This is a genomic window from Deinococcus aquatilis DSM 23025 (genome assembly GCF_000378445.1).
GTDB lineage: Bacteria > Deinococcota > Deinococci > Deinococcales > Deinococcaceae > Deinococcus > Deinococcus aquatilis.
Genome location: NZ_KB899763.1, coordinates 1 through 20,467, shown reverse-complemented (window position 1 = coordinate 20,467; position 20,467 = coordinate 1). Strand labels below are relative to the sequence as shown.

General features: G+C 62.2%; 23 protein-coding genes, 1 tRNA gene and 1 rRNA gene. 9 read left to right on the top strand and 16 right to left on the bottom strand.

What is annotated here, in order from left to right; all coding sequences use genetic code 11:
- A partial coding sequence (locus F561_RS0122795) for a hypothetical protein (RefSeq protein WP_026299161.1) occupies window positions 1-300 on the bottom strand: 300 nt, incomplete at its 3' end.
- Window positions 301-404: 104 nt separating this feature from the next.
- Between F561_RS0122795 and F561_RS0122790 the strand changes: the two genes are divergently transcribed.
- A complete protein-coding gene (locus F561_RS0122790; RefSeq protein ID WP_040381755.1) occupies window positions 405-1,409 on the top strand; it encodes a GNAT family N-acetyltransferase in 1,005 nt (334 codons plus the stop codon).
- 15 nt (window positions 1,410-1,424) lie between these two features.
- Here F561_RS0122790 and F561_RS0122785 read toward each other — a convergent pair whose 3' ends face one another.
- From F561_RS0122785 to lpdA, 4 genes are all read right to left on the bottom strand, one after another.
- Window positions 1,425-2,159 carry a GNAT family N-acetyltransferase gene (locus F561_RS0122785; RefSeq protein ID WP_019012276.1) on the bottom strand — a complete coding sequence of 245 codons (735 nt, stop codon included), beginning with the start codon at window positions 2,157-2,159 and terminating at the stop codon, window positions 1,425-1,427.
- A gap of 65 nt (window positions 2,160-2,224) precedes the next feature.
- Window positions 2,225-2,524 (bottom strand): hypothetical protein, encoded by a 300-nt coding sequence (locus F561_RS0122780; RefSeq protein ID WP_245556615.1) that lies wholly within the window; start codon window positions 2,522-2,524, stop codon window positions 2,225-2,227.
- Window positions 2,525-2,719: 195 nt separating this feature from the next.
- A tRNA-Arg gene (locus tag F561_RS0122775) sits at window positions 2,720-2,796 on the bottom strand.
- A 119-nt stretch (window positions 2,797-2,915) separates the two neighbouring features.
- Window positions 2,916-4,307 carry a dihydrolipoyl dehydrogenase gene (gene lpdA, locus F561_RS0122770; RefSeq protein WP_019012274.1) on the bottom strand — a complete coding sequence of 464 codons (1,392 nt, stop codon included), beginning with the start codon at window positions 4,305-4,307 and terminating at the stop codon, window positions 2,916-2,918.
- Between the two features lie 166 nt (window positions 4,308-4,473).
- Here lpdA and coaBC point away from each other — a divergent pair, with 166 nt between their 5' ends.
- On the top strand, window positions 4,474-5,727 hold the full coding sequence (gene coaBC, locus F561_RS0122765; protein WP_019012273.1) for a bifunctional phosphopantothenoylcysteine decarboxylase/phosphopantothenate--cysteine ligase CoaBC: 1,254 nt from the start codon (window positions 4,474-4,476) through the stop codon (window positions 5,725-5,727).
- 56 nt (window positions 5,728-5,783) lie between these two features.
- A complete protein-coding gene (gene argR / locus F561_RS0122760) occupies window positions 5,784-6,245 on the top strand; it encodes an arginine repressor (RefSeq protein ID WP_019012272.1) in 462 nt (153 codons plus the stop codon).
- Between the two features lie 67 nt (window positions 6,246-6,312).
- Here the strand turns inward: argR and F561_RS0122755 are convergent, their stop codons facing one another.
- The 8 genes from F561_RS0122755 to F561_RS0122725 all read right to left on the bottom strand — a co-directional run bounded on the left by F561_RS0122755 (window position 6,313) and on the right by F561_RS0122725 (window position 12,143).
- Window positions 6,313-7,914 carry a sensor histidine kinase gene (locus F561_RS0122755; protein ID WP_019012271.1) on the bottom strand — a complete coding sequence of 534 codons (1,602 nt, stop codon included), beginning with the start codon at window positions 7,912-7,914 and terminating at the stop codon, window positions 6,313-6,315.
- Window positions 7,915-7,981: 67 nt separating this feature from the next.
- Window positions 7,982-8,659, bottom strand: a complete 678-nt coding sequence (locus F561_RS0122750; RefSeq protein WP_010887388.1) for a response regulator transcription factor — start codon at window positions 8,657-8,659, stop codon at window positions 7,982-7,984.
- A gap of 45 nt (window positions 8,660-8,704) precedes the next feature.
- Entirely contained in the window at window positions 8,705-9,316 is a 612-nt protein-coding gene (locus tag F561_RS0122745) for an adenylate/guanylate cyclase domain-containing protein (RefSeq protein WP_019012270.1), read from the bottom strand.
- Between the two features lie 312 nt (window positions 9,317-9,628).
- Window positions 9,629-10,096 (bottom strand): hypothetical protein, encoded by a 468-nt coding sequence (locus F561_RS26540; RefSeq protein WP_019012269.1) that lies wholly within the window; start codon window positions 10,094-10,096, stop codon window positions 9,629-9,631.
- Window positions 10,097-10,170: 74 nt separating this feature from the next.
- Entirely contained in the window at window positions 10,171-10,491 is a 321-nt protein-coding gene (locus F561_RS0122735) for a hypothetical protein (protein WP_019012268.1), read from the bottom strand.
- Window positions 10,470-11,357, bottom strand: a complete 888-nt coding sequence (gene mqnP / locus F561_RS0122730; protein ID WP_019012267.1) for a menaquinone biosynthesis prenyltransferase MqnP — start codon at window positions 11,355-11,357, stop codon at window positions 10,470-10,472. Before mqnP ends, F561_RS0122735 begins: the two co-directional genes overlap by 22 nt.
- Before the next feature lie 92 nt (window positions 11,358-11,449).
- Entirely contained in the window at window positions 11,450-11,692 is a 243-nt protein-coding gene (locus F561_RS29280) for a hypothetical protein (protein ID WP_157452114.1), read from the bottom strand.
- Between the two features lie 79 nt (window positions 11,693-11,771).
- Complete coding sequence (locus F561_RS0122725) at window positions 11,772-12,143, bottom strand: hypothetical protein (RefSeq protein ID WP_040381749.1); 372 nt, start codon at window positions 12,141-12,143, stop codon at window positions 11,772-11,774.
- A 103-nt stretch (window positions 12,144-12,246) separates the two neighbouring features.
- On the opposite strand from F561_RS0122725, the gene F561_RS0122720 reads away from it, so the two are divergent.
- Window positions 12,247-13,011, top strand: a complete 765-nt coding sequence (locus F561_RS0122720; RefSeq protein WP_051097048.1) for a carbonic anhydrase — start codon at window positions 12,247-12,249, stop codon at window positions 13,009-13,011.
- 217 nt (window positions 13,012-13,228) lie between these two features.
- On the opposite strand, the gene rpmF is transcribed toward F561_RS0122720, so the two are convergent.
- Complete coding sequence (gene rpmF / locus F561_RS0122710) at window positions 13,229-13,411, bottom strand: 50S ribosomal protein L32 (protein WP_019012263.1); 183 nt, start codon at window positions 13,409-13,411, stop codon at window positions 13,229-13,231.
- Window positions 13,412-13,668: 257 nt separating this feature from the next.
- On the opposite strand from rpmF, the gene F561_RS0122705 reads away from it, so the two are divergent.
- From F561_RS0122705 to F561_RS0122690, 4 genes are all read left to right on the top strand, one after another.
- Window positions 13,669-14,316: a trimeric intracellular cation channel family protein gene (locus F561_RS0122705; RefSeq protein WP_026299158.1), complete on the top strand. Its 648-nt coding sequence runs from the start codon at window positions 13,669-13,671 to the stop codon at window positions 14,314-14,316.
- 353 nt (window positions 14,317-14,669) lie between these two features.
- Window positions 14,670-16,022, top strand: coding sequence for a deoxyribodipyrimidine photo-lyase (locus F561_RS0122700; RefSeq protein ID WP_026299157.1), 1,353 nt, complete (start codon window positions 14,670-14,672; stop codon window positions 16,020-16,022).
- A 78-nt stretch (window positions 16,023-16,100) separates the two neighbouring features.
- A complete protein-coding gene (trmH, locus tag F561_RS0122695; RefSeq protein ID WP_019012260.1) occupies window positions 16,101-16,772 on the top strand; it encodes a tRNA (guanosine(18)-2'-O)-methyltransferase TrmH in 672 nt (223 codons plus the stop codon).
- A 77-nt stretch (window positions 16,773-16,849) separates the two neighbouring features.
- Complete coding sequence (locus tag F561_RS0122690; protein ID WP_019012259.1) at window positions 16,850-18,082, top strand: 2,3-bisphosphoglycerate-independent phosphoglycerate mutase; 1,233 nt, start codon at window positions 16,850-16,852, stop codon at window positions 18,080-18,082.
- Between the two features lie 120 nt (window positions 18,083-18,202).
- Here F561_RS0122690 and hemW read toward each other — a convergent pair whose 3' ends face one another.
- Both hemW and F561_RS0122680 read right to left on the bottom strand, forming a co-directional pair.
- On the bottom strand, window positions 18,203-19,360 hold the full coding sequence (gene hemW / locus F561_RS0122685; RefSeq protein WP_019012258.1) for a radical SAM family heme chaperone HemW: 1,158 nt from the start codon (window positions 19,358-19,360) through the stop codon (window positions 18,203-18,205).
- 130 nt (window positions 19,361-19,490) lie between these two features.
- On the bottom strand, window positions 19,491-19,976 hold the full coding sequence (locus F561_RS0122680; RefSeq protein WP_019012257.1) for a hypothetical protein: 486 nt from the start codon (window positions 19,974-19,976) through the stop codon (window positions 19,491-19,493).
- 379 nt (window positions 19,977-20,355) lie between these two features.
- Between F561_RS0122680 and F561_RS0122675 the strand changes: the two genes are divergently transcribed.
- Window positions 20,356-20,467: ribosomal RNA gene (locus F561_RS0122675) — 16S ribosomal RNA — on the top strand; the annotation flags it as partial.

The following is a 20,467-nucleotide window of genomic DNA, read 5'->3' as shown; positions in this document are numbered from 1 at the left end:
TCTCCACGGAATCTGCTTCAGCACTTGTCCGGTCTGACTGTCAATCGCCAATAACGCCGAATCGTTTCGGGGCGGCTGTAACTGGTAGAACCCGAAGAATTGTCCTCCCTCGCTCCGGTTCACGTAGAGCACTGAGTCGCTACGCGTAAGGTTGTCATAGCTCACAGACGGTGTCAGCATTCCGCGCCACTCGCCGTGCAGCGCGGCCTCTCCATCTGGAATCTTCAGGATTTCAGGCGGGCGAGGGCAGGCCGTCAAGAGGCCCAGGCAGGCCGTGATGGGAAAGAGCAGGCGCTTCATGAAGACAGATTAACTGAGTTTACTGACCCGCCGTACTGCACATGTTGTTTCAGAATCCGCCACTTTGCAGATGTGTTCCTGATTCTTTGGGCACACACTGGGGCATGACCGCAACAAGCGTACAAGTAGAAGCATTCGACAAATCGGCGGCTTCCCCGCAGGAACGGCTGGCCGTGGCCGAACTGATTTTGGCCTGCCACGCGCTGGCCTACCCCGAAGACCCGCCGCTCGTGAAGGAAAAAGTTGCCGCCACTCTGGGCGACCATCTACCCGATGAACTGGTCTTGCCCTTTATGGTGCGGCGCGGCGAGCAGATGATCGGCTGGGCCAAACTGGAATTCAGCCTGACGCAGAATCTGCACATGGCACACGCCAATATCATGGTTCATCCACAGCACCGACGTGCAGGAGTGGGCCGCGCTCTGGCCGCCACACTGGAGCAGCAGGCCCGCCAACATGGGCGGCGAGTCGTCACGTTCAGTACCTCTGACCGCGTGCCTGCCGCCCAACCCTTTGCCGAGCGCCTGGGCGGAGAACCGGCCCTGCCCATGCGGCAGAGTCAGCTGGTTGTGGATGAGGTCAGTGCAGAATTGCTTGATCGCTGGTGTGCCCGCCCCGAATCGGACCCCTACCGCCTGCACATCTGGACAGTCCTGCCAGACGAATATCTCACCCGCGCCGCCGATCTGATGGGCGTGATGAACAACGCGCCCAGAGGGGATCTGGACGTAGACGACTGGACAATCACGCCCGAAATGATCCGCGGCTGGGAAGAGATGATGTCCAAAGACGGGGAAGTAGGCCTGACCCTGGCCGCCGAAGATCAGACCACAGGTACGCTGGCCGGATATACCCAACTGTTCTGGCATCCGCAGCGGGCCAGCATCGCCTATCAGGGGGCAACGGCGGTGCGGCCACAGTACCGGGGCACGGGCCTGGGCAAATGGCTCAAGGCTGCCGCCCTGCGCGAGTTGCCCGCCCATTGTCCCGGCACGCGCTTTATTCGCACCAACAATGCCAACGTCAACGCCGCCATGCTGGCGATCAACGTGCAATTGGGTTTTCTGCCGTATGCCGCCGTCACCGACTGGCAGATCAAGCTGAACTGATTTCCGGCTTCAGCTTCACCGTTGAATCTTCTCAAAGCGTAGGCGTGAGCCGCACTGGACAAATCCGGCGCGGCTCACGTTGCGTTCGCTGCCCGAACCGGGCGTGACGCACACGCTGGCAAGATCTGCTCCACGCTGCGCGGCTCTGTTCAGGCGGGCCGCCAGCAACGCCGGTTGCACTCCCCGGTTGCGCTGCTCTGGCAGAGTGGCTCCGCTGAACAACAGGGCCACATCACGTTTTATTTCCATCAGACCCACTCCGGCGGGTTGACCATTCAGCCACGCCATCAACAGCGTTCGGTCTGGCAGGTCGGCATTCACTCGCATGATGTCCTCGCTGCCTGGCCCAAAGGCGCGAGAAGCCACATCTGCCCACAATTCGGGCGGCGCGTCCTGCACGGTAAGCGCAGACAAGTTGGGCAACGGGTCCAGTGGGTGTAGATACACATGCAGGATCTGAGTCAGGGCGAAACCTGCCTCGGCCAATGCTTTCAGCGTGCTTGTATTGACGTCGCTGAAGGCCTGTACGCTGGCGTTCACACCGTGTAATTCAAAAAAGTCGGCAGCGGACCGAAAATCTTCGGCGGTCGGGGTGCTGCCGGGCGCGAGGGTGGCGACGTTGACTGGCAACCCTGTTCCCGAAAAAATGGCGGTGATGGGGCCAAAGGTAGCCTCAGCCTGTGCATAGGCACGCAAGCCGTCGGCCTCCGCCTGAGCAATTCGCGCCAGCACATTCAGTCCAGAGGTCATGGCCTCAGGATACGGGCAGGACTGCCTTGTTCGGAAAACAGCTTTGGCTTTTAGCGTCTCCTTTGTCAGATATCCGGGTTGGCGTCCCACTCCGTCAGGCTGTAAGCAGTCAGGACAGTGGCCACCAGTCCGGCAAAATAGGCTTTCTCTCTGGTGCCGCTCAGGCCACCCAACAGGGCAGGCAGCGCAAGGAGGGCCGGGGCACTGGCCAGTTCAATCTTGCCATGCACCGGAAAGGGAATCATGCGCCGCACCCCCAGCGGAAAATCGGTCAGTGCCGTGACCAGCAGATAGGACCCGGAAAACAGGGCGGAAGTGCGGCGGGCAGCCGGGTTCAGGCCCAACAGCGACGGTGCAGCCAACATGAGGGCGCAGGAAGCGTAGTCAACGATTCCGTGTCGGCGTGGCGTGAGGGGTTTCATGTGCCCAGCATTCCTGCCCCAGTTCAAGGCCAGATAGCAGTTGGCTTAAAGAGCCTTGAGGGCACGTAAAGGCTCACCATCATGAACATGAACGGAAAACCCCCGAGTTGAGGTCGGGGGTCTCCTTCGTGCTGGACGTGGCGCACTCGACTGGAGTCGAACCAGTGGCCTGCCCCTTAGGAGGGGGCCGCTCTATCCATCTGAGCTACGAGTGCAGGAAGGGGGAGTCCAGGGGGATGCGGCACCAGTGTGCAGCGCCGCAGAGTATAGCAAGGCCGCCGCGACAGGCAAAAGCGCCAGATGCACTCTGACGCCTCTGCTGTTCTGCCGAATCTCAGCGGTTCATGATGTGGATGGCCTGCTTGTGCACCGCTTCCGCCGCTTCCAGCACGCTTTCGCCCAGGGTGGGGTGCGCGTGGATGGTCAGGGCGATGTCGGTGGCGGTGGCGGCCATTTCCAGCGCCAGTCCCGCCTCGCCCAGTAGGTCGGAAGCGTGAGGCCCCACGATATGCACGCCCAGCAGCAGATCTGTGTCGGCCTCGACGACCATTTTCACAAAGCCGTCGGTCTGCTGGAGGGTCATGGCGCGGCCCGACGCACTCAGGGGGAAGGTACCGGTTTTGACCTTGTAGCCCTTGTCTTTGGCTTCCTGCTCGGTCAGGCCCACCCACGCCAGTTCGGGGCTGGTGTACACCACGCCGGGAATGGCTACGGCGTCCTGCGCGGCGGGTTTTCCGGCGATCACTTCGGCGGCCACCAGACCTTCTTTCATGGCCTTGTGCGCCAGCATGGGGTTTCCGGCCACGTCGCCCACCGAGTAGATGTGGGGAATGTTGGTGCGCTGCTGCTGGTCGGCGGGAATAAAGCCCCGGTCAGTCACGTTCACGCCAGCGGCGGCCACGTTCAGGCCATCGGTGCGCGGGCGGCGACCCACGGCCACCAGCACACGGTCAAAGACTTCGGTGCGCTTCTCGCCCGTCTTCACGCTTTCGAGTTCCACATGAATGCCGTCGGCCTTTTTCTCGGCTTTGTTGGCCTTGGTCTGCGTCTCGATCTTGATGCCCTGCTTGGTCATGGACTTGGCAAATTCCTTGACGGCGTCGGCATCGGCCCCCGGAATCACGTTGGGCAAAAATTCGATGACTTTTACCGCGCTACCCATGTTGTTGTACACATGCGAGAACTCGAAGCCGATCACGCCGCCGCCCACGCACAGCATCCGGGCGGGCACGGGGTCGGGCATCACCAGAGCGCCCGTGGAATCCACGATATCTACCTGATTCACGTCCAGCCCCGGCAGTTTGGCGGGTTCGCTGCCCGTGGCAATAATAAAGCTGCCCGCCGTGTAGGTCTTGTCTCCCACCTTGACGGTATGGGCATCCACAAAGCTGGCTTCCCCCACCAGATGCGTAATTTTATTGGCCTTGAACAGGGCACCCACGCCGCCCGTCAGCTTTTTCACGATGCCGTCTTTCCAGCCGTTCAGCTTGGCAATATCCATCTTCTGCTCGCCAAAGGTCAGGCCAAAGTCGGCGGCGTGGCGGGCGGCGGCGATCTGCTCGCCCGCGTGTAGCAGGGCTTTGGTGGGAATACAGCCCACGTTCAGACACACGCCGCCCACTGCTTCGCGCTCGGCGCACGCCACCCGCAGGCCAAGCTGCGCGGCGCGGATGGCCGCGTGATAGCCGCCGGGGCCAGCGCCGATCACCAACACGTCAAAATCCATGCCGGAAGAACCCTGATTCGTCATGGCCGTAGTCTAGCGTTCCCCCGCCCGCCAACAGTCCCTCTGACCCGTCCAGCCGGACGCGGGGCATTGACGCCTGAAATTGGTGAATGGCAAACCTGTGAAAGGCCAGCCCAGCGGCTACCGCATCCTCTAAACTGCGGCTGTGAATGCCGATCTTTCTGTGCTGAACCCGCCCACCGTACTGGTCATCGTGGGGGGCAGCATGGCAGCGGTCAAGGCTCCGTCGGTGCTGCGGCGTCTGCGCGAGCGTGGGGCGCAGGTGCAGGTCATCGCCACCCGTGCAGCCCTCGAATTTATTACGCCCCTGAGTCTGTCCACTGCCGCCGATACCGCCGTCGCCACCGATGAAACGTGGTTCGAGTCGCGCCCAGACGCCCAGCACCTCACCCTGGCGCGGGCCGATGCGGTGGTGATCGTGGGGGCCTCCGCTGACCTGCTGGCGCGGGCAGCGGGCGGGCACGGGGCCGACCTCGCCTCGGCCACCCTGCTCAGTGTGCGCGGCCCGGTGCTGTGGGTTCCGGCCATGAACGAGCGCATGTGGTTGCATCCGGCGGTGCAGGCCAATGCCGAGACCCTGCGCGGCTGGGGTCATCAGTTTCTGGGGCCAGAGGTCGGCGCATTTGGTTCGAGGGGAGAGGGTACAGGGCTGGGACGGATGGCCGAACCCGAGGACATCGCGGCGGCGGTTCTGGCCCTGCTGACGCCGCCCGTAGCTCAGGACCTCGCGGGCGTGCGGGTGGTCGTTTCGGCTGGCCCCACCCGCGAATACCTCGACCCGGTGCGCTTTATCTCCAACCCCAGCAGCGGCAAGATGGGCTTTGCGGTGGCGCAGGAGGCCCAGTCACGCGGCGCAGAAGTCACCCTGGTCACGGGGCCAGTCACCCTGCCTGACCCCACAGGCGTGCGCGTGGTGCGAATAGAAACGGCGCTGGAGATGAAGGCCGCCGTGGACGAGGTCGCCCAGAGCGCCGGAATGGTGGTCATGACGGCGGCGATTGCCGATTACCGCGCCGCCCAGCAATCCGGCGAAAAGCAGGCCAAAGTCGCGGGCGACGTAACCGTTCACCTCACGCCCAATCCCGATATTCTGGCTGGACTCGGGGCCGATCAGCCCAACCACCCCCAGCGCGTGCTGGTCGGCTTTGCGATGGAAACCCACGCGGGCGTGGAGCGGGCGGCCCTCAAAGCCCAGCGCAAGAATGCAGATTTTATTCTGCTGAATTACCCCACCCGCGAGGGCACGAGCTTCGGCGGAGACGACAATCAGGTGACGCTGGTACGCCCCGACGCCACCTCTGAAGACTGGCCCCGCATGAGCAAACGCGAAGTCGCCCGCAAACTGCTCGACGAAGCGGTGAGAGTCAGGCAGTCAAAATCTTTTCCCACTCACCACTAACCACTCACCACTAGCTGTCTGTTGCATTATTCATCCATTCTGCATACTATTGCAGGGTGCTCAGCAAGGATCAGCGCCAGAAGCGCATTCAGGACATCATCGCCCGCGAAAGTGTGTCCACGCAGGCCGACCTCGTTGCGCGGCTGCGGGCTGACGGCGTGCATGTCACTCAGGCCACCGTCAGCCGCGATATCAACGAACTTCGGCTGGTGCGCCTGCCCATCGGCAAGGGCCGTCACCGCTACGCCCTGGCGCAGGTCGCGGGACACGGCAATGTCGAAGAAGAGCTGGCCCGCCTCTTCCAGAACTTCGTGCACGACGTAGACCGGGGCGAAAATATACTGGTCATCCGCACCGCCGACGGCCATGCCACCGGGGTCGCCCTGCTGCTGGACCGCCTGCGCCGCGATGACATCGTGGGAACGATTGCTGGGGAGGACACCATTTTCGTGGTGGCCCGCACGATTGCCGAGGGCGAAGAATTGATGGAAGAACTGAATGCGCTGATGATCGGATAGATCGTGGAAGTTAGAACGTGGATCGTGGTCAGGCTTTTACCACGATCCACGTTCCACACTCACGGTTTTAAGGCACGTCTTCTTCACTCAGATCAGGCACGTTCCCGATGGGCAACTGCACATGCGCCACCGTGCCCACACCCACCTCACTTTCGATCCAGATGCGCCCGCCGTGCGCGTCCACGATGCCCTTGGCGATGCTGAGGCCCAGGCCCGCGCCGCCCTGATCGCGGCTGCGGCTGTCTTCGACCCGGTAAAAGCGGTCAAACAGGCGTTGCAGATGTTCGGGGGCAATGCCGGGGCCATCGTCGCGCACGCTCAGGCGCACTTCTTTGGGCTTCCCTGCGGGCATTTCCTGCGGCGTGCTTTCCAGGGTGATGGTGGTCGCGCCTGCCTTCAGCGCGTTGCCCACCAGATTGATGATGACCTGTTTCATGCGGTCTGGGTCGCCCTCGAAGGGCACGTCCTCGCCTGTGGCGGTCAGCACCGTGTTCTGTGCCTGTGCCAGAGGAGCGAGTTCGCGGGCCACATCGGCCAGAAAGAGGCTTGACAGGATCGGCTGGTGGGTCAGGGTCAGTGCGCCGCTGTCGGAGCGGGCGAGTTGCAGCAGGCTGGCGATCAGGTTGGTCAGGCGTTCGGATTCGCTGCGAATGATATTCAGGCTTTCCTGCTGCTGACCGGTGGGGCTGGTGCGCCGCAACAGGTAGCTGGCGTGCCCGCTGATGGCCGTCACCGGGGTTCTCAGTTCGTGGCTGGCATCCGAAGTGAAGCGGCGCTGGGCCTCAAAGGAGCTTTCCAGACGCCCCAGCATGGCATTCAGCGCCTGTGCCAACGACTGCACCTCATCGCCTGTGGCGGGTTCGGGCACACGTTCAGCAAGGTTCTGGCCCCCAATGCGCTCGGCAGCCCGCTGGACCAAGCGTAAGGGTCGCATGGCCTGCCCGGCCAGCAGGTAAGAACCCGCACCCGCCGTCACGAGACCGGCCAGAAACAGCAGCAGGATCACGCTCTGAAGCTGCGCCAGCGTGAAGGTCAGCGTGGAGAGGTTGCGGCCCACGTAGGTGATGGCAAAGGTTTCGCGGGTGCTCCCAAAGGGGTTGTTTTCTAGCAGCACAGGGGCCAGCGTGACCAATACCCGCATGGACACCGGGTCGCGGAATTGCTCCTTGACCTGCCGCGTGAGGATCATCTGCCGTCCGGGAGAACTGATCAGAGTAATCAACTCGGCATCCGACAGACGAATGGGAGAGCTGGGGTCCACACCCACGCTCTGGCGGGTGCCATCGGCCAGCGTGCGGATGATGGTCAGCAGTTGGGCGCGGGCCTGCGGTGAGGTGGCCTGCGCAAATTCTCCAGTCAGGCTGTCCTGATCGTAGAAGGCGAGCTGCTCGATCTGAATGGCCGAATTGGGGAAAAAGTAGCGGGCAGGGCGCAGCAATACGCCCGCCCCGCTCGCCTCTCCAGTGGTCGTTTCTGCCGATTCCAGTTCGATCTGGCTGTAAATCTTGGTGAACTGACGGTAGGTGTCCTGAAGTTCTCTGTCCATTCCGCTGATCAGGTTGGTTCTCATCATCAGCAGGGTTGCCAGAGCCACGCCCGTCAGCAAAACGGCCAGTAGGGCCGTATAGAACAGCGTCAAGCGCCAGCGCAGGGTCACGCCGTCCACCAAAAGGCAATGCGGCGAGCAGAGGGGAAACACATCACGCCCTCCACTCTACCGCGCCCTTAGGTGAGGCTTATTCTTCGCGCAGCACGTAACCCACACCGCGCACCGTATGAATCAGGCGGCGCTCTCCACCCTCCTCCAGCTTGCGGCGTAGGTAGCCGATATACACGTCTACCACGTTGCTGCCGCCCGTATATTCCGGCCAGACCTTTTCCTCTATTTCGAAGCGGCTGAAGACCTTGCCGGGGTTGCGGGCCAGCAGTTCCAACAACTCGAATTCTTTGGCACTCAGTTCCACGCGCCGTCCACCCCGGAAGATTTCGCGGCCATCCAGGTTCATGACCAGATCGGCCACGCGGACTTCTCCGGTGACAGCGGGGTTGACACGGCGCAGGTGGGCACGCACACGGGCCAGAAGTTCCTCAATCGAAAAGGGCTTGATCAGGTAGTCGTCTGCGCCGCTGTCGAGGCCCTCTACCTTGTCCTGAATGCCGTCTTTGGCGGTCAGAATAATGATGGGGGTATTGCTGGTCTTGCGAATGCGGCGGGCCACTTCAAGGCCGTCCAGCACAGGCAGCATCAGGTCCAGAATCACGAGATCGGGGTTGACTTCACGGAATTTTGACAGGCCAGTCACGCCGTCGAAAGCAACTTCTGTAGCGTAGCCTTCGGCGGCGAGTTCCAGCTCGATAAAGCGGGCGATGTCTTTCTCATCTTCAATCACGAGAACCAGCGGCTTGCGTTCCATAGGGTCAGTCTATGGAGCGTTCTCATGAGAAGCCGAGCCGTGTGCTTAACCAGTTTTCATGTGGCTGTTCGGCGGCTGCTGTGCCCCGGGTCTGAGCTGGGCCGTAAACGCCAGACACTCGTTGCCAAATCCACGCAGGGTGGGGAGGCGACGTGACAGGTAATTTACCTGCGGAAGAGGTGCCAACTGCCTGGCTGTGCCGCAGACCAACGTTTCACCGACTTCGGCTGCGCTGCACAGGCGACACGCATAATTGACAGGCAGGCCGTAGGCACTGGGCTGACCGCCGACCATCCCTGTGATGACCTGACCTACCGCTACACCACTGCGTACCTGAAGACGAACGCCCAACATGGTCGCCAACGACAGACGCGCCGATCGTTCATGCGCTTCCAGGGCTGCGGTGATACCTGCACTCACCTGTGCCTCATTCCACAACGCCAGCACCGCATCACCCTGATGTTGCAGTACCTGTCCACCCAGGGCCTCAAAACTCAGGATGAGAATCTGAACGAATTCGGCCATCAACGCCATGTAATGATCCAGCGGCAATTGGTGCGCTAGACGTGTGCTTCCTACCAGATCCACCATAACTAGGCAGGCCAGCTGTGAAGGCGTGGGCTGTGCCGGGAGGGGAAGCAACAGATCGGGAGGCATGGGAATAGGTTGATGATGCCTGAACCTTTGGCTCACGTAAAGCCCATTGGCCTTTCACCTCTCTCATTCTTAGAGTTTTGTCAGGAAGGAGCTGCCAAAGCTCATCGCCTTTGAGTTCTCTCTACCGACCCGACAACCTGGAGAAGCATGGCTGGAAGTGCCTGATCACAGCGAATCTGTGAAAAATGCCTCCTGCGTGTATCCTCTGGGACCTGAGAGGAGATTCCGACCCACCCGAAGGTTCAGGAAATTCTAAAGAACCACTTCAGATCCGGGGGAATGGCTCAGAGTCAACCGAATACCCTGCCGATTTCAGGTGGGTCGGTTATTGGAGGCGAAACCCTGTTCTATGGCGAAACCGTGCAGGAGCGGGAGCGTGCGGAAGCCTACCCAATCTCCGGGCCGCACCTCGGGGAGGGTCGTGAAACTGGAGAGCACCAGCGGGAGACGTGCACGTACAACCCAGGAGCGGCGCGACACGTCCAGCACTTCACCCACACCTTCCAGTCCCGAGATACCGATGACGGTCAACTCTTCACGGCGGTCTGCAGGTTCCGTGCGGACCTCGGTGGCGCTCAGATCGAGAATGCCGTGAACCACCAGTTTGGCGGGGCCGGGCCGCACCGCGTATGGGCCGCTGCGGTCAAACAGGTACAGCACGCGCCCACCCGATGAAAACTCTATCAGGGGGCTGCCTTCCCGTTGTGGGTAGACCTGACCTACCGCTGCCCACCCCGCGTAGCGCGAGGCAAACTCGGTTTCAGAACTTTCCAGCGTCACGCGGTATCCGGAGTGGGCAGCAATGAGAGGAGGACGGACATTGGCCGGAGTCTAGCGGGCCGCCGGGCTGTTCGTCAGCCTTCGCCTTCCGTTTCCAACCATGCCAACGTCGGGCGCTCTTCACGCCGCACTGGGGGCGTGCCATCGGGGAGGGCATCTAGCAGCGTATCGGCCCTTTCCAGAGCAAATGTTCCTTCCACTTCCCGCAGCATATGAATCATGACCAGCCCGCTCAGGCGCTCCAGTTCGGCCCAGGCCCGTGATCCCGCCGGGTAAAGGTCGCGCTCGCGCAGCAGCAGCGTCAGGGCGTGGCGTTCCTCGCCGTCGGCAAAGGCGGCCCGAATATCGTGCGGGATATTGACCCGTTGACCCCTCAACCGTTGACCGTGCGCCATATCACATCCACGATCACGCCCGCCAACATCGTCAGGGCCAGCCACATATTCGCGTCGAAAAAGGCCACGTTGGCGCGGGTCAGGTCGTCGGGATTCACGATGCGGTGTTCGTACAGCAAGATGCCGCCCATCGCCACCGCCGCGAGGTAATACCACCCGCTGGCCTGCACTGCCGCGCCGACCGCCAGCAGCAGCAAAAAGGTGAGGGCGTGGCTGCCCGCTGCAATCTTGAGGGCCTGCGGAATACCGAAGCGCACAGGAATGCTCTTGACGTTGTTGCGGCGGTCGAAGTCGTAATCCATCGTGGCGTAGATCACGTCCAGCCCGATCATCCAGAAGATGACCACCGCCCACAGCAGCCACGCGGGAGGAGCGAAATGGCCCGTGACGGCAATCCAGCCGCCCGCTGCCGCCGCGCCGTCGGTGATGCCCAACCACGCATGGCACAGCCAGGTAAAGCGCTTGGTGTAGGGGTAACCGATCAGGAACACGACCGCCAACGGCATTAGCACCAAGCACAGGGGATTAAGCTGCGCCGCCGCGAACGCCATGACCACCAGGCTGACCACCACTAGCGTCCAGGCCTGGCCGGGCGTAATTTTGCCGCTGGGCACTTCGCGGCCTGCTGTGCGCGGGTTCTTGGCATCTATAAAACGGTCGATGACCCGGTTGGCTCCCATCGCCGCTGTGCGGGCCGCCGCCATTGCCACCGTGACCCAGATCAGCACGCTCCAGCCCGGCCACCCCGTCCCATTAGCCGCCAGACTTGCCAGCAGCATCCCCGCGTAGGCAAACGGCAGAGCAAACACCGTGTGCTCAAATTTCACGAGGTCGAGGTAGGTCTTGACTTGGGCGGCGGCGTTCATACGCTCAGCAGAATACGCCTCCGCTCTCATCTGACCTGAGATGAGCATTACAGGCCCGCTTGGGGGAGGACCGGGCGCGGAAGTTAGGAGACTTAGCGGGGCGTGGGCGCGAGGTCGGAGCGCAGGCTTCTGGCCTCCTGCCGCCGCTTCATTTCCGTCTCTGTGCTGCCTGTTTCTGTGCGTCCTATTGGTGTGTTGCCCGTCTCTGTGCAGGAGGCCCACTGACTGGCCCGAGTCCAGATCAGAGCCTCAGTCGGCCATTGCTGATAGGCAGGAAGGGTAGGGTCGAGCAGTACATGGAGCCGGGCCAATCCTGAGGAAACAGACTCGCTCATGGGCTAAAGCCTGCGCCGGGTATGTCATCCGCAGATAATCCTGCATCTCCATCAAGTGCGCTGGGCGCAGCGTATCCGGTCAGCGCGTTTTGGGCTGCAAGACCAGCGCCTGCGTTTCTTTCACCACGCTCAAATTCCGCAGCGCGTCTTTGTCGAGGTCGCCCGCCTGTGCCAGCGCTTCGGCCTTCTTGCGGTCGATGGTGGCGGCTTCCAGCGTCGCCGCGTCTCCGAACACCTCCCGGAAGCGTTCCAGAGGGTATTCCACCCGCCGCGAAACCTTGAGGGTGGCCCGGTACAGGTCGGTTTCGGCCTGCTCACCCGTTTGCAGCGCTGCCTTGATCTGTGCGCCCAACGCTTCTTTTTCGGCTTCCAGTCCCAGCATGGTGTCACGCAACATGGCGTACCGTTCCAGCAATTCGGCCAGCGTCGGTTCTTGGGTGGGGTCGAGCATGTCCATCATGCTGCCCAGCATAACGGCCAATTTTGCCTGAACGGGGTACAACCCAGCAACTTCGGTGCGGGTTGTGAACCCAGTGTTTATCAACCCAGTGGTGATGAACCCGGTGCAGCCCGCCCCATTTAGGATAGAAGGCGTGAGCGATCCTCTCCCCACCGACCTTCCTACCGACCTGGAGCGCCGCATTCTGGACGCCGTGCGCCGGGGGGCCAGCATGGAAGACATCGCTGGCCTCAAGCAGGCTGATGTTCAGACGCCAGAAGCAGCAATTCAGGCCCTCAAGGACGGTAACTCCCGCTTTTTTTCGGGGCAGGGCGGCAACCCGGATGTGGGGGCCAACCAGCGCCGCGCCCAGATCATGCGTCAGACGCCCTACGCCGCCATTCTGGCCTGCAGTGACAGCCGCGTGCCCGTCGAACTGGTGTTCGATCAGGGGTTAGGCCAACTGTTCGTGATTCGGGTGGCGGGCAATGTGGTGGGCGAATCGGGCCTCGGCACGCTGGAATACGCCATCAAGCATCTGGATATTCAGCTGATCATGGTGCTGGGGCATGAGGGCTGCGGCGCGGTCGCGGCGGCCCTGTTGCCTCCGCAGCAGGTGGCCCAGGAACCAGAGCATCTGCGCCGACTGATCGAAAAAATCCAGCCGTGTGTAAGCCAGATGCCGCCCATTCGGGACAAAAAAGCCCGGATGCGCGAGGCGGTCCTGAACAACGTGCGCTATCAGGCCGATATGCTGCGGCACACGCCATACATCGCCGCCGCAGAACAGTCGGGCCGAATCCGCGTGATCGGGGCCTTCTACGAAATCGGCTCGGGCGCGGTGGATTTCCTGACCGAAGAAGAAGATTTGCGGGTGTGAGGGGCAGGCAGTTTTAGGCGATGAGCTTGAGCTTTAAGCCACTGTAAACATTGATGGCTGTAACGCTTCCCCTGACGATCCAGAGGCAGGAGGGGAGAAGCAGCGCGGCTGTCTGTCCTTCATCCCCTGCCATTCATGACCCGCAGTCCTAATTCTGCTCCCTCTAAACAGCAAAAACCCCCCGAACTGGGGGGCATTTACCTTCTGAAGTCTGACCTTAGACAGCCAGAACTTGACGACCATCGTAGTATCCGCAGCTGGGGCAGATGTGATGGCTCAGTTTCTTGGCGTGGCAGTGGGGGCAGGCGTTGAGGTTGGGGGCCACGAGTGCGTGGTGGCTGCGGCGCATATCGCGTTTGCTCTTGCTGGTCTTCTTCTTGGGAACGGGGTGCTTGGCCATGCTGGGTTCTCCTTGGGCCGCTCGGCGTTTCCCGCCGGGGCGCGCTCTGCCCGCCGGGGTGCTTGCGTGCTGGTGCGCTGTGAGGGCGCAGCCAACATCGGGCGGGCGAGACAACAGGCGGGAGTATAGCACGCCGCGCCTGCTGAGGGTTTGGGGTGCAGGACAGCATTGGCCTTCGCCTGTGTGGTGGGGCGCGTTCCGGTGCAGTGCAGAGGGGCCGGGCGGCACAGACAGAGTCCAGAGATAGAGTGCAGGGCGTGCATGAACTGATTCCGCCCATCACGCTGGCACTGGGCCTGCGCCTGCTGGATTTGCTGGGCATCCTGGCCTTCAGCATGTCGGGGGCGCTGCTGGGCATCCGCAAACGCTTCGATCTGTTTGGAGTGGTCGTGCTGGGCTGCGTCACGGCAGTGGGCGGCGGGGCAATCCGCGACACCCTGACGGGCCAGACGCCGCCCCTCTTTCTACGCGACGAAACCTACCTGTGGGTGGCCCTGGCAGGCTCAGGATTGGCCTTCGCCTTCGGAGAACGGTTGGCCCGCTTCGAGCGTACCCTCAGTATTTTCGATACGGCGGGGCTGGCCCTGTTCGCCGCTTCAGGCGCTATTGGGGCTATCAATTTCGGGTTGGGGCCATTGGGCGTGATCTTCGTGGGAATGCTCAGCGGTGTGGGCGGCGGCATCATCCGTGACCTGATTGCCAATGAGGTGCCGGAAGTGATGTACCGGCGCGACCAGCTGTATGCCACGGCTGCGGCGCTGGGCGCGTTGGCCGTGCTGCTGTTGTATCCGTATGTCACGCCTTTTCAGGCACAGCTGGCCGGAGCGCTGGTCATCATTGCGCTGCGGTGGGTGTCTCGGCGCGGGTGGGTGCAGCTTCCGGTTCGGCGGTTACCTGGGGGCTGAATATTAGTTTCTGGGTCTGCTGCCAATTTTCCCCCACCCCCCAGCCCCCGCCCCCAAAGGGGTCAGGGGAGTGGTCGCTGCGCTCGGCAGGAGTGATCTTGTCGCGTTCAGACTCGGCTTTCTCGCTCATCTGAAGCGGAATTGCCCGTCGTCTTAACGTTGGAATTGGCCCGCCCGCTGCGCGGACGACGGCCTCACACAGACTTGGGCGGCAGTGTTTGTTGCTTCTTCATCAGGAAGACCAGGGTGTTGATGCTGTTCATCAACCCAAGGCATTTGCTTCACGGGTCTGCATATCTTCCCCGCACGATTCCCCACCATCAATCTCGGCCTCTTCACGGCACAATCGGCGCATGATTCAAGCTTCTCGGGTGCAGCAACTTCGGGCGGGCCAGCCGGACAGCCGGGGCGGGTTTGTGCTGCTGTGGGTGCAGGCCAGCGTGCGCGTCACCGACAATCACGCCCTGGAATACGCGGTTCGGGAGGCCAACCGACTCGGGCTTCCTCTGGCCGCCGTGTTCGGTCTCACCCCCAGCTTTCCGGAAGCCAATGCCCGCCACTACCAGTTTTTGCTGGAAGGTCTGCGCGACCTCACGGCGGGGCTGGCGGCACGCGGCATTCCCTTCAGAGTGCGCCTCGGCTCTCCGCCCGAGGTGGTCCTGGCGGCCTCGGCAGGTGCGGCGCTTGTGGTCACTGACCGGGGGTATCTGCGAATTCAGCGGGTGTGGCGCAAAACCCTGGCAGAGCGCCTGAGCGTGCCGCTGGTGCAGGTGGAATCCGAGGCCCTGATTCCTGTAGAAACCACCAGCCCCAAGCAGGAGTACGCCGCCCGCACCATCCGGCCCAAGATTCACCGCCTCTGGCATGATTATTTTGTTCCGCTAGAAACGCAGGAGCTAAAGCGTGCGGCGCAGGACTGGCCCACCGATCTCGATCTGCCTACCTTGGATGTCTCTGACCCTGCGGCAACTGTAAAAACCCTGCCGCTGGATTTCAGCGTGGGCGCAGGCCGCGAGGCAGGTGGAGAGGTGGCCGCCCTGACCCGCCTGAGGGCCTTTATGGGCCAGCAACTCGCGGGGTACGCCGATACCCGCAACGACCCCACGCAGGACGGCAGCAGCCGCCTCAGCGCCTTCTTGCACTACGGGCAACTCTCGCCCCTCACGGCTGCGCTGGCCGCACGCGAGCAGGGTGGGCCGGGGGCCGATACCTTTCTGGAAGAATTGATCGTGCGGCGCGAACTGAGTTTCAATCTCTGCCACTACAACCCGCACTACGACACCTACGATGGCCTGCCCGACTGGGCCAAAAGAACGCTGGAAGAACACGCCGGAGACAGGCGCGAAGTCCTGTATACCCGCGACCAGCTGGAGCAAGCCGAAACCCACGATCCCTACTGGAACGCCGCCCAGAACGAGATGGTCAGAACCGGGCGGATGCATAACTACATGCGGATGTACTGGGGCAAAAAGGTGTTGGAGTGGACGGCCACGCCGCAAGAAGCGCACGCCCACCTGATTTTCCTCAACAACCGCTATGAGCAGGATGGCCGCAACGCCAACAGCTATGCGGGCATCAGCTGGGTGTTCGGTCTGCATGACCGCCCCTGGGCACGCCGCCCGATCTTCGGCACGGTGCGCTACATGAATGCGGGCGGTCTGAAACGCAAATTTGACATCGAAGTCTATGCGCGGCGCTGGGCCTGAAGAACGCCGTGTCGTGAATGCTGCGGAGTGACTACCGTGGAGTGAATACCGTGCCCCGGTGGGTTACCCTGATTCCTTATGACGCCCGAGCGCTTTCAAAAAATCATGCGGGTGCTGGGCAAGCGCCAGCCGACCCTCAGCGTCCTGATGGACGAGGTCAACAAGCCCCACAACTTCAGCGCCATCCTGCGGACCTGCGACGCAGTAGGCGTGCTGACCGCCCACGCCGTGCCCCCCAAAAGTGGCGAGATGCCCACTTTCGGTTCCAGTGCCTACGAGGCCACCTCGGGCAGCGCCCACAAATGGGTGAAGGTGCAGCCCCATGCCGATGCCGTGAGCGCGGTGCGTGACTTGCAGGCGCAGGGCGTACAGGTGCTTGCCACGCACCTCAGCCAGCGCAGCGTGGACTACCGAACCCCCGATTACACCCGGCCCACCTGCGTGCTGTTGGGTGCAGAAAAATGGGGCGTGTCGGATGCGGCGGCAGATGCGGCAGACGGCAACATCATCATTCCGATGTTCGGCATGGTGCAGAGCCTGAACGTGTCGGTGGCAGCGGCGACCATCCTGTTTGAAGCCCAGCGCCAGAGGTTGGCTGCCGGAATGTACGACACGCCCCAGCTTGCGCCTGATGAACTGGCCCGGATTGCCTTTGAATGGGGCTACCCCGACCTTGCAGCGGGCTACCGCGAGCGCGGCGAAGCTTACCCGGCGCTGGATGAGCAGGGGCAGTTTGTGCGGCCTGAATAATTGCGGCCCGAACGATTAAAGTCCTTCCCCTAGACCCCTGACCGCCCCCTGAGGGTGTAAGGGCTACACTTTCTGGCATGAGCGATCTTCTGGATACCGTGCGCGGGCTGGCAAAGAAAACCGACAGCAAAATCCTGATGGTGGTGCTGGACGGCGTGGGCGGCCTGCCCATGACTCCGGGCGGCGACACCGAACTGGCCACCGCCAAAACGCCGAATCTGGATGCGCTGGCGGCGGCCTCGCAGCTTGGGCTGGCCGAACTGGTGGGCGCGGGCATCACCCCCGGCAGCGGCCCCGGCCACCTCAGCCTGTTCGGATACGACCCGCTGCATTACGTGGTGGGGCGCGGCGCACTGAGTGCCGTGGGCATCGGCGTCAAGCTGGGCGCGGGTGATGTGGCCGTGCGCGGTAACTTCGCCACTCTGGGCGCGGGCCGAATCGTGGATGACCGCCGCGCCGGACGCCCCAGCGACGAAAAGAACGCCGAGATCGTCGCCAAGCTGCGTGAAACCATTGCCGAAATCGATGGCACGCCCGTCGAGATCTATACCGAATCCGAACACCGTTTCGTGGTGGTGTTCCGGGCGGTGGGCGGCGTGGCTCTGGGGGCCAATATCAGCGATGTAGACCCTCAGGACACGGGTGTGCAGCCCATGACAGCAGTGGCCCACGACGAGGCCAGCGCCAAAACCGCTGCACTGGTCAACGCTTTCGTGACCCGCGCCGAGGCTGCCCTGAGCGCCGAACCGCAGGTCAACGGCGTGCTGTTCCGTGGTTATAGCGACGTGCCCCACTTCCCTTCCTTCGACGCGGCCTACCAGTTGCGGGCCGCCTGTATTGCCAGCTACCCGATGTACAAGGGCCTTGCCAGCCTCGTGGGCATGGATGTGCTGCCCGTAGAGGGCCACGAAGACGCCCTGGAAGGCAAAGTGGCCGCCCTCACCGAGAACTGGGGCAAATACGATTTCTTCTACTTCCACGTCAAAAAGACCGATTCCACGGGCGAAGACGGCGATTTTGCCGCCAAGGTCAAAAAGATCGAACTCTTTGACGCGCTGCTGCCCCAACTGCTGGCCCTGAATCCTGACGTGCTGTGCATCGTGGGCGACCACTCCACGCCCAGCAAACTCGCCAGCCACTCCTGGCACCCCGTACCCCTGCTGATTCACAGCGACTATGGCCGCAAAGACCATGCCACCCGTTACACCGAAGAGGAAGCGGGCCGGGGTAGCCTTGGCCTTCGCCGTGGCACCGACATCATGCCGCTCCTGATGGCGAACGCGCTGAAACTGAACAAATACGGGGCGTAAAAAACTGTAGGTAGTCAGTGGTGAGTGGTCAGTGGGTGAAGTGCCCGGAACGTTATGGTTCTGGGCACTTCACCCACTTTCTGGCCTCGCGATTCCTGTTCCGACCAGACTTGAAGTGGTCTATTCCTCCAAAAAATCTGTGATCACGCGGTTCAGTGCCCACCAGCCCTGCGGCGTGGCCCGCAGCGTGTCGCCTTCCAGTGCCAACAGCCCCCGCGTCAGGTTGGCCTTCAAGGGGGCGGCGTAGTGTTCGGCCACGTTCAGCCCGCTACGGCGCGTCAGGTCGCCCAGGCTGATGCCCTGCCGTACCCGCAGGCCCATGAACAGCGCGTCGGTCACGTACTCTTCGGCGTCTATGGCCTGTGTTTCGCCCGCTGCACCGGTCAGCCACTCGTGCAGATGCAGATTGGTGCGGCGCTGGCCCAATAGTCCTGCCTCCTGCCCTGCGGGTGTGCCTGACACCGGGTAATGGCCCGCTGCACCCGGCCCCAGCCCCAGATAAAAGCGGTTGCCCCAGTAGGCCAGATTGTGCCGCGACTGCTGACCGGGCCGCGCATAGTTGCTGATCTCGTAGCGGTCAAAGCCGTGCGCGGTCAGGAGTTCTTCGGTGCGCTCAAAGCCTGCTCGCTCGTCGTCTTCCTCCACGGTCACGCCCCGGCGGGCAAACTCGGTGCCGGGTTCGATGGTCAGGGTATAGGCGCTGATGTGACCCACTCCCAGCGCCACCAGTCCATCAATATCGGCCTCCAGCGGTTGCCCCGGCACGGCGGTGATCAGGTCGCCGCTGACCCGGAAGCCTGCGTCGATCAGCGTACTCACGGCAGCCCTGGCCTGCGCCGAATCGTGGGTGCGGCCCAGAAAACGCAGGGTGGCGTCGTCGAGGCTCTGCACCCCCACTGAGGCCCGGTCTATACCCAGCCCGCGCCACAGCGCCGCCCGTTCAGTACTGACCGTGCCCGGATTGATCTCCAGCGTATTTTCCAGCCGTCCCCAGCCCAGATGCCGCCGCACGCTGCCCACCAACGCCGTGATTTCCGAGTCGCGCAGAAAACTGGGGGTGCCGCCGCCCAGATACACCGTATCCAGATCTACGTCGTAGCGGGCCGCCAGCTCTGCCGCCTCGGTTTCTATGCGCTCCAGATAGGCTTCCACCAACCCTGCCCGCCGGGTCAGGACATGAAAATCGCAGTACGGGCAAATGCTGGGGCAAAACGGCACATGCACATAGAGATGCCGAATGGTGGAATCGGGGGCGGTAGGGGTGGGAACGGGGGCCATCACCTCAGGAGTGTAGGTGCAGCGGGCAGAGGAGAGGCGGGCCGGGATTGCTTTTAAGGAGGTCGAAGTTTATCTCTGGATGAACTGAGCGGACTTGCAAAGCTGTGAAGCAGAGCGAGTATCGAAGTACTTAACGGCCATGCGGTGTGTGGTCCATCCAGTCTTCCAGCATTCTGCCGACCTCTGCGGCTGTCGCCACCACCACTGGAAGGCCCGCACTGGCTGCGGCGCTGGCAGCCTCGCTCACGCCCTGCTGCCCGCTGCTTCCCAAGGCACTGACCCAGGCTGGAAAAGAGGCTCCTTCGCGGTAGCTGACGCCGTCTGCTTCTATTTCCTGCGCCAAAACAGTAACGGCTGGCCCTCCCGAGAGGTGCTGTTGCGCCACGACCAATACGCCATAGGGCTTCAGTTCTGTGATGGCGGCCAACAGAGGCGTGACGCCTTCATGCACCAGCAGTTCTGCGCGGCCCTTGCCGTCTACCGCCTGAAGAGTGTCTGGCACGGCTGCCGCTTGATCGGCTGGAGCCGCGACCAACCACACTTGCCCGCCTGCCCGTCCCTCAAAACTTGCCCGCACGCTGCCGTAGATGTCCGTCCAACTGCCTGTCAGTTCCATCTCTGGAGCATAAGAGATTCGTAGAGGGTCGAGTCAGATTCGGCGTGACACACAAAAAGGGCGTGCTATACGGCGTTTTCTGATTTTGGCGATGTGCACCTTTGGCAGACATTCAGGAGGGGGTTGACAGAAGGAGGCTTGGCCTGTAATCTTTCTGAGCCTCAAGAGAGGCGGGACGCATGAAAAGTGAAGAGCATACGAGAACAGGGTTGCCTGACAGGGCAATTTCAGCGGGTTGGCAGGAATGCTGATCTCCAGACTGAAGCAAGGCGGAGACGCCAAATGAAGAACTTCCTTGGAAGTTCGCAAATCGACCATGCGACCTGTTGCATGGACAAACTGATCATTACAGCTTCTTTGGAAGCTGCACTGAATCCACTTTTTGGAGAGTTTGATCCTGGCTCAGGGTGAACGCTGGCGGCGTGCTTAAGACATGCAAGTCGAACGAGGGTCTTCGGACCCTAGTGGCGCACGGGTGAGTAACGCGTAAC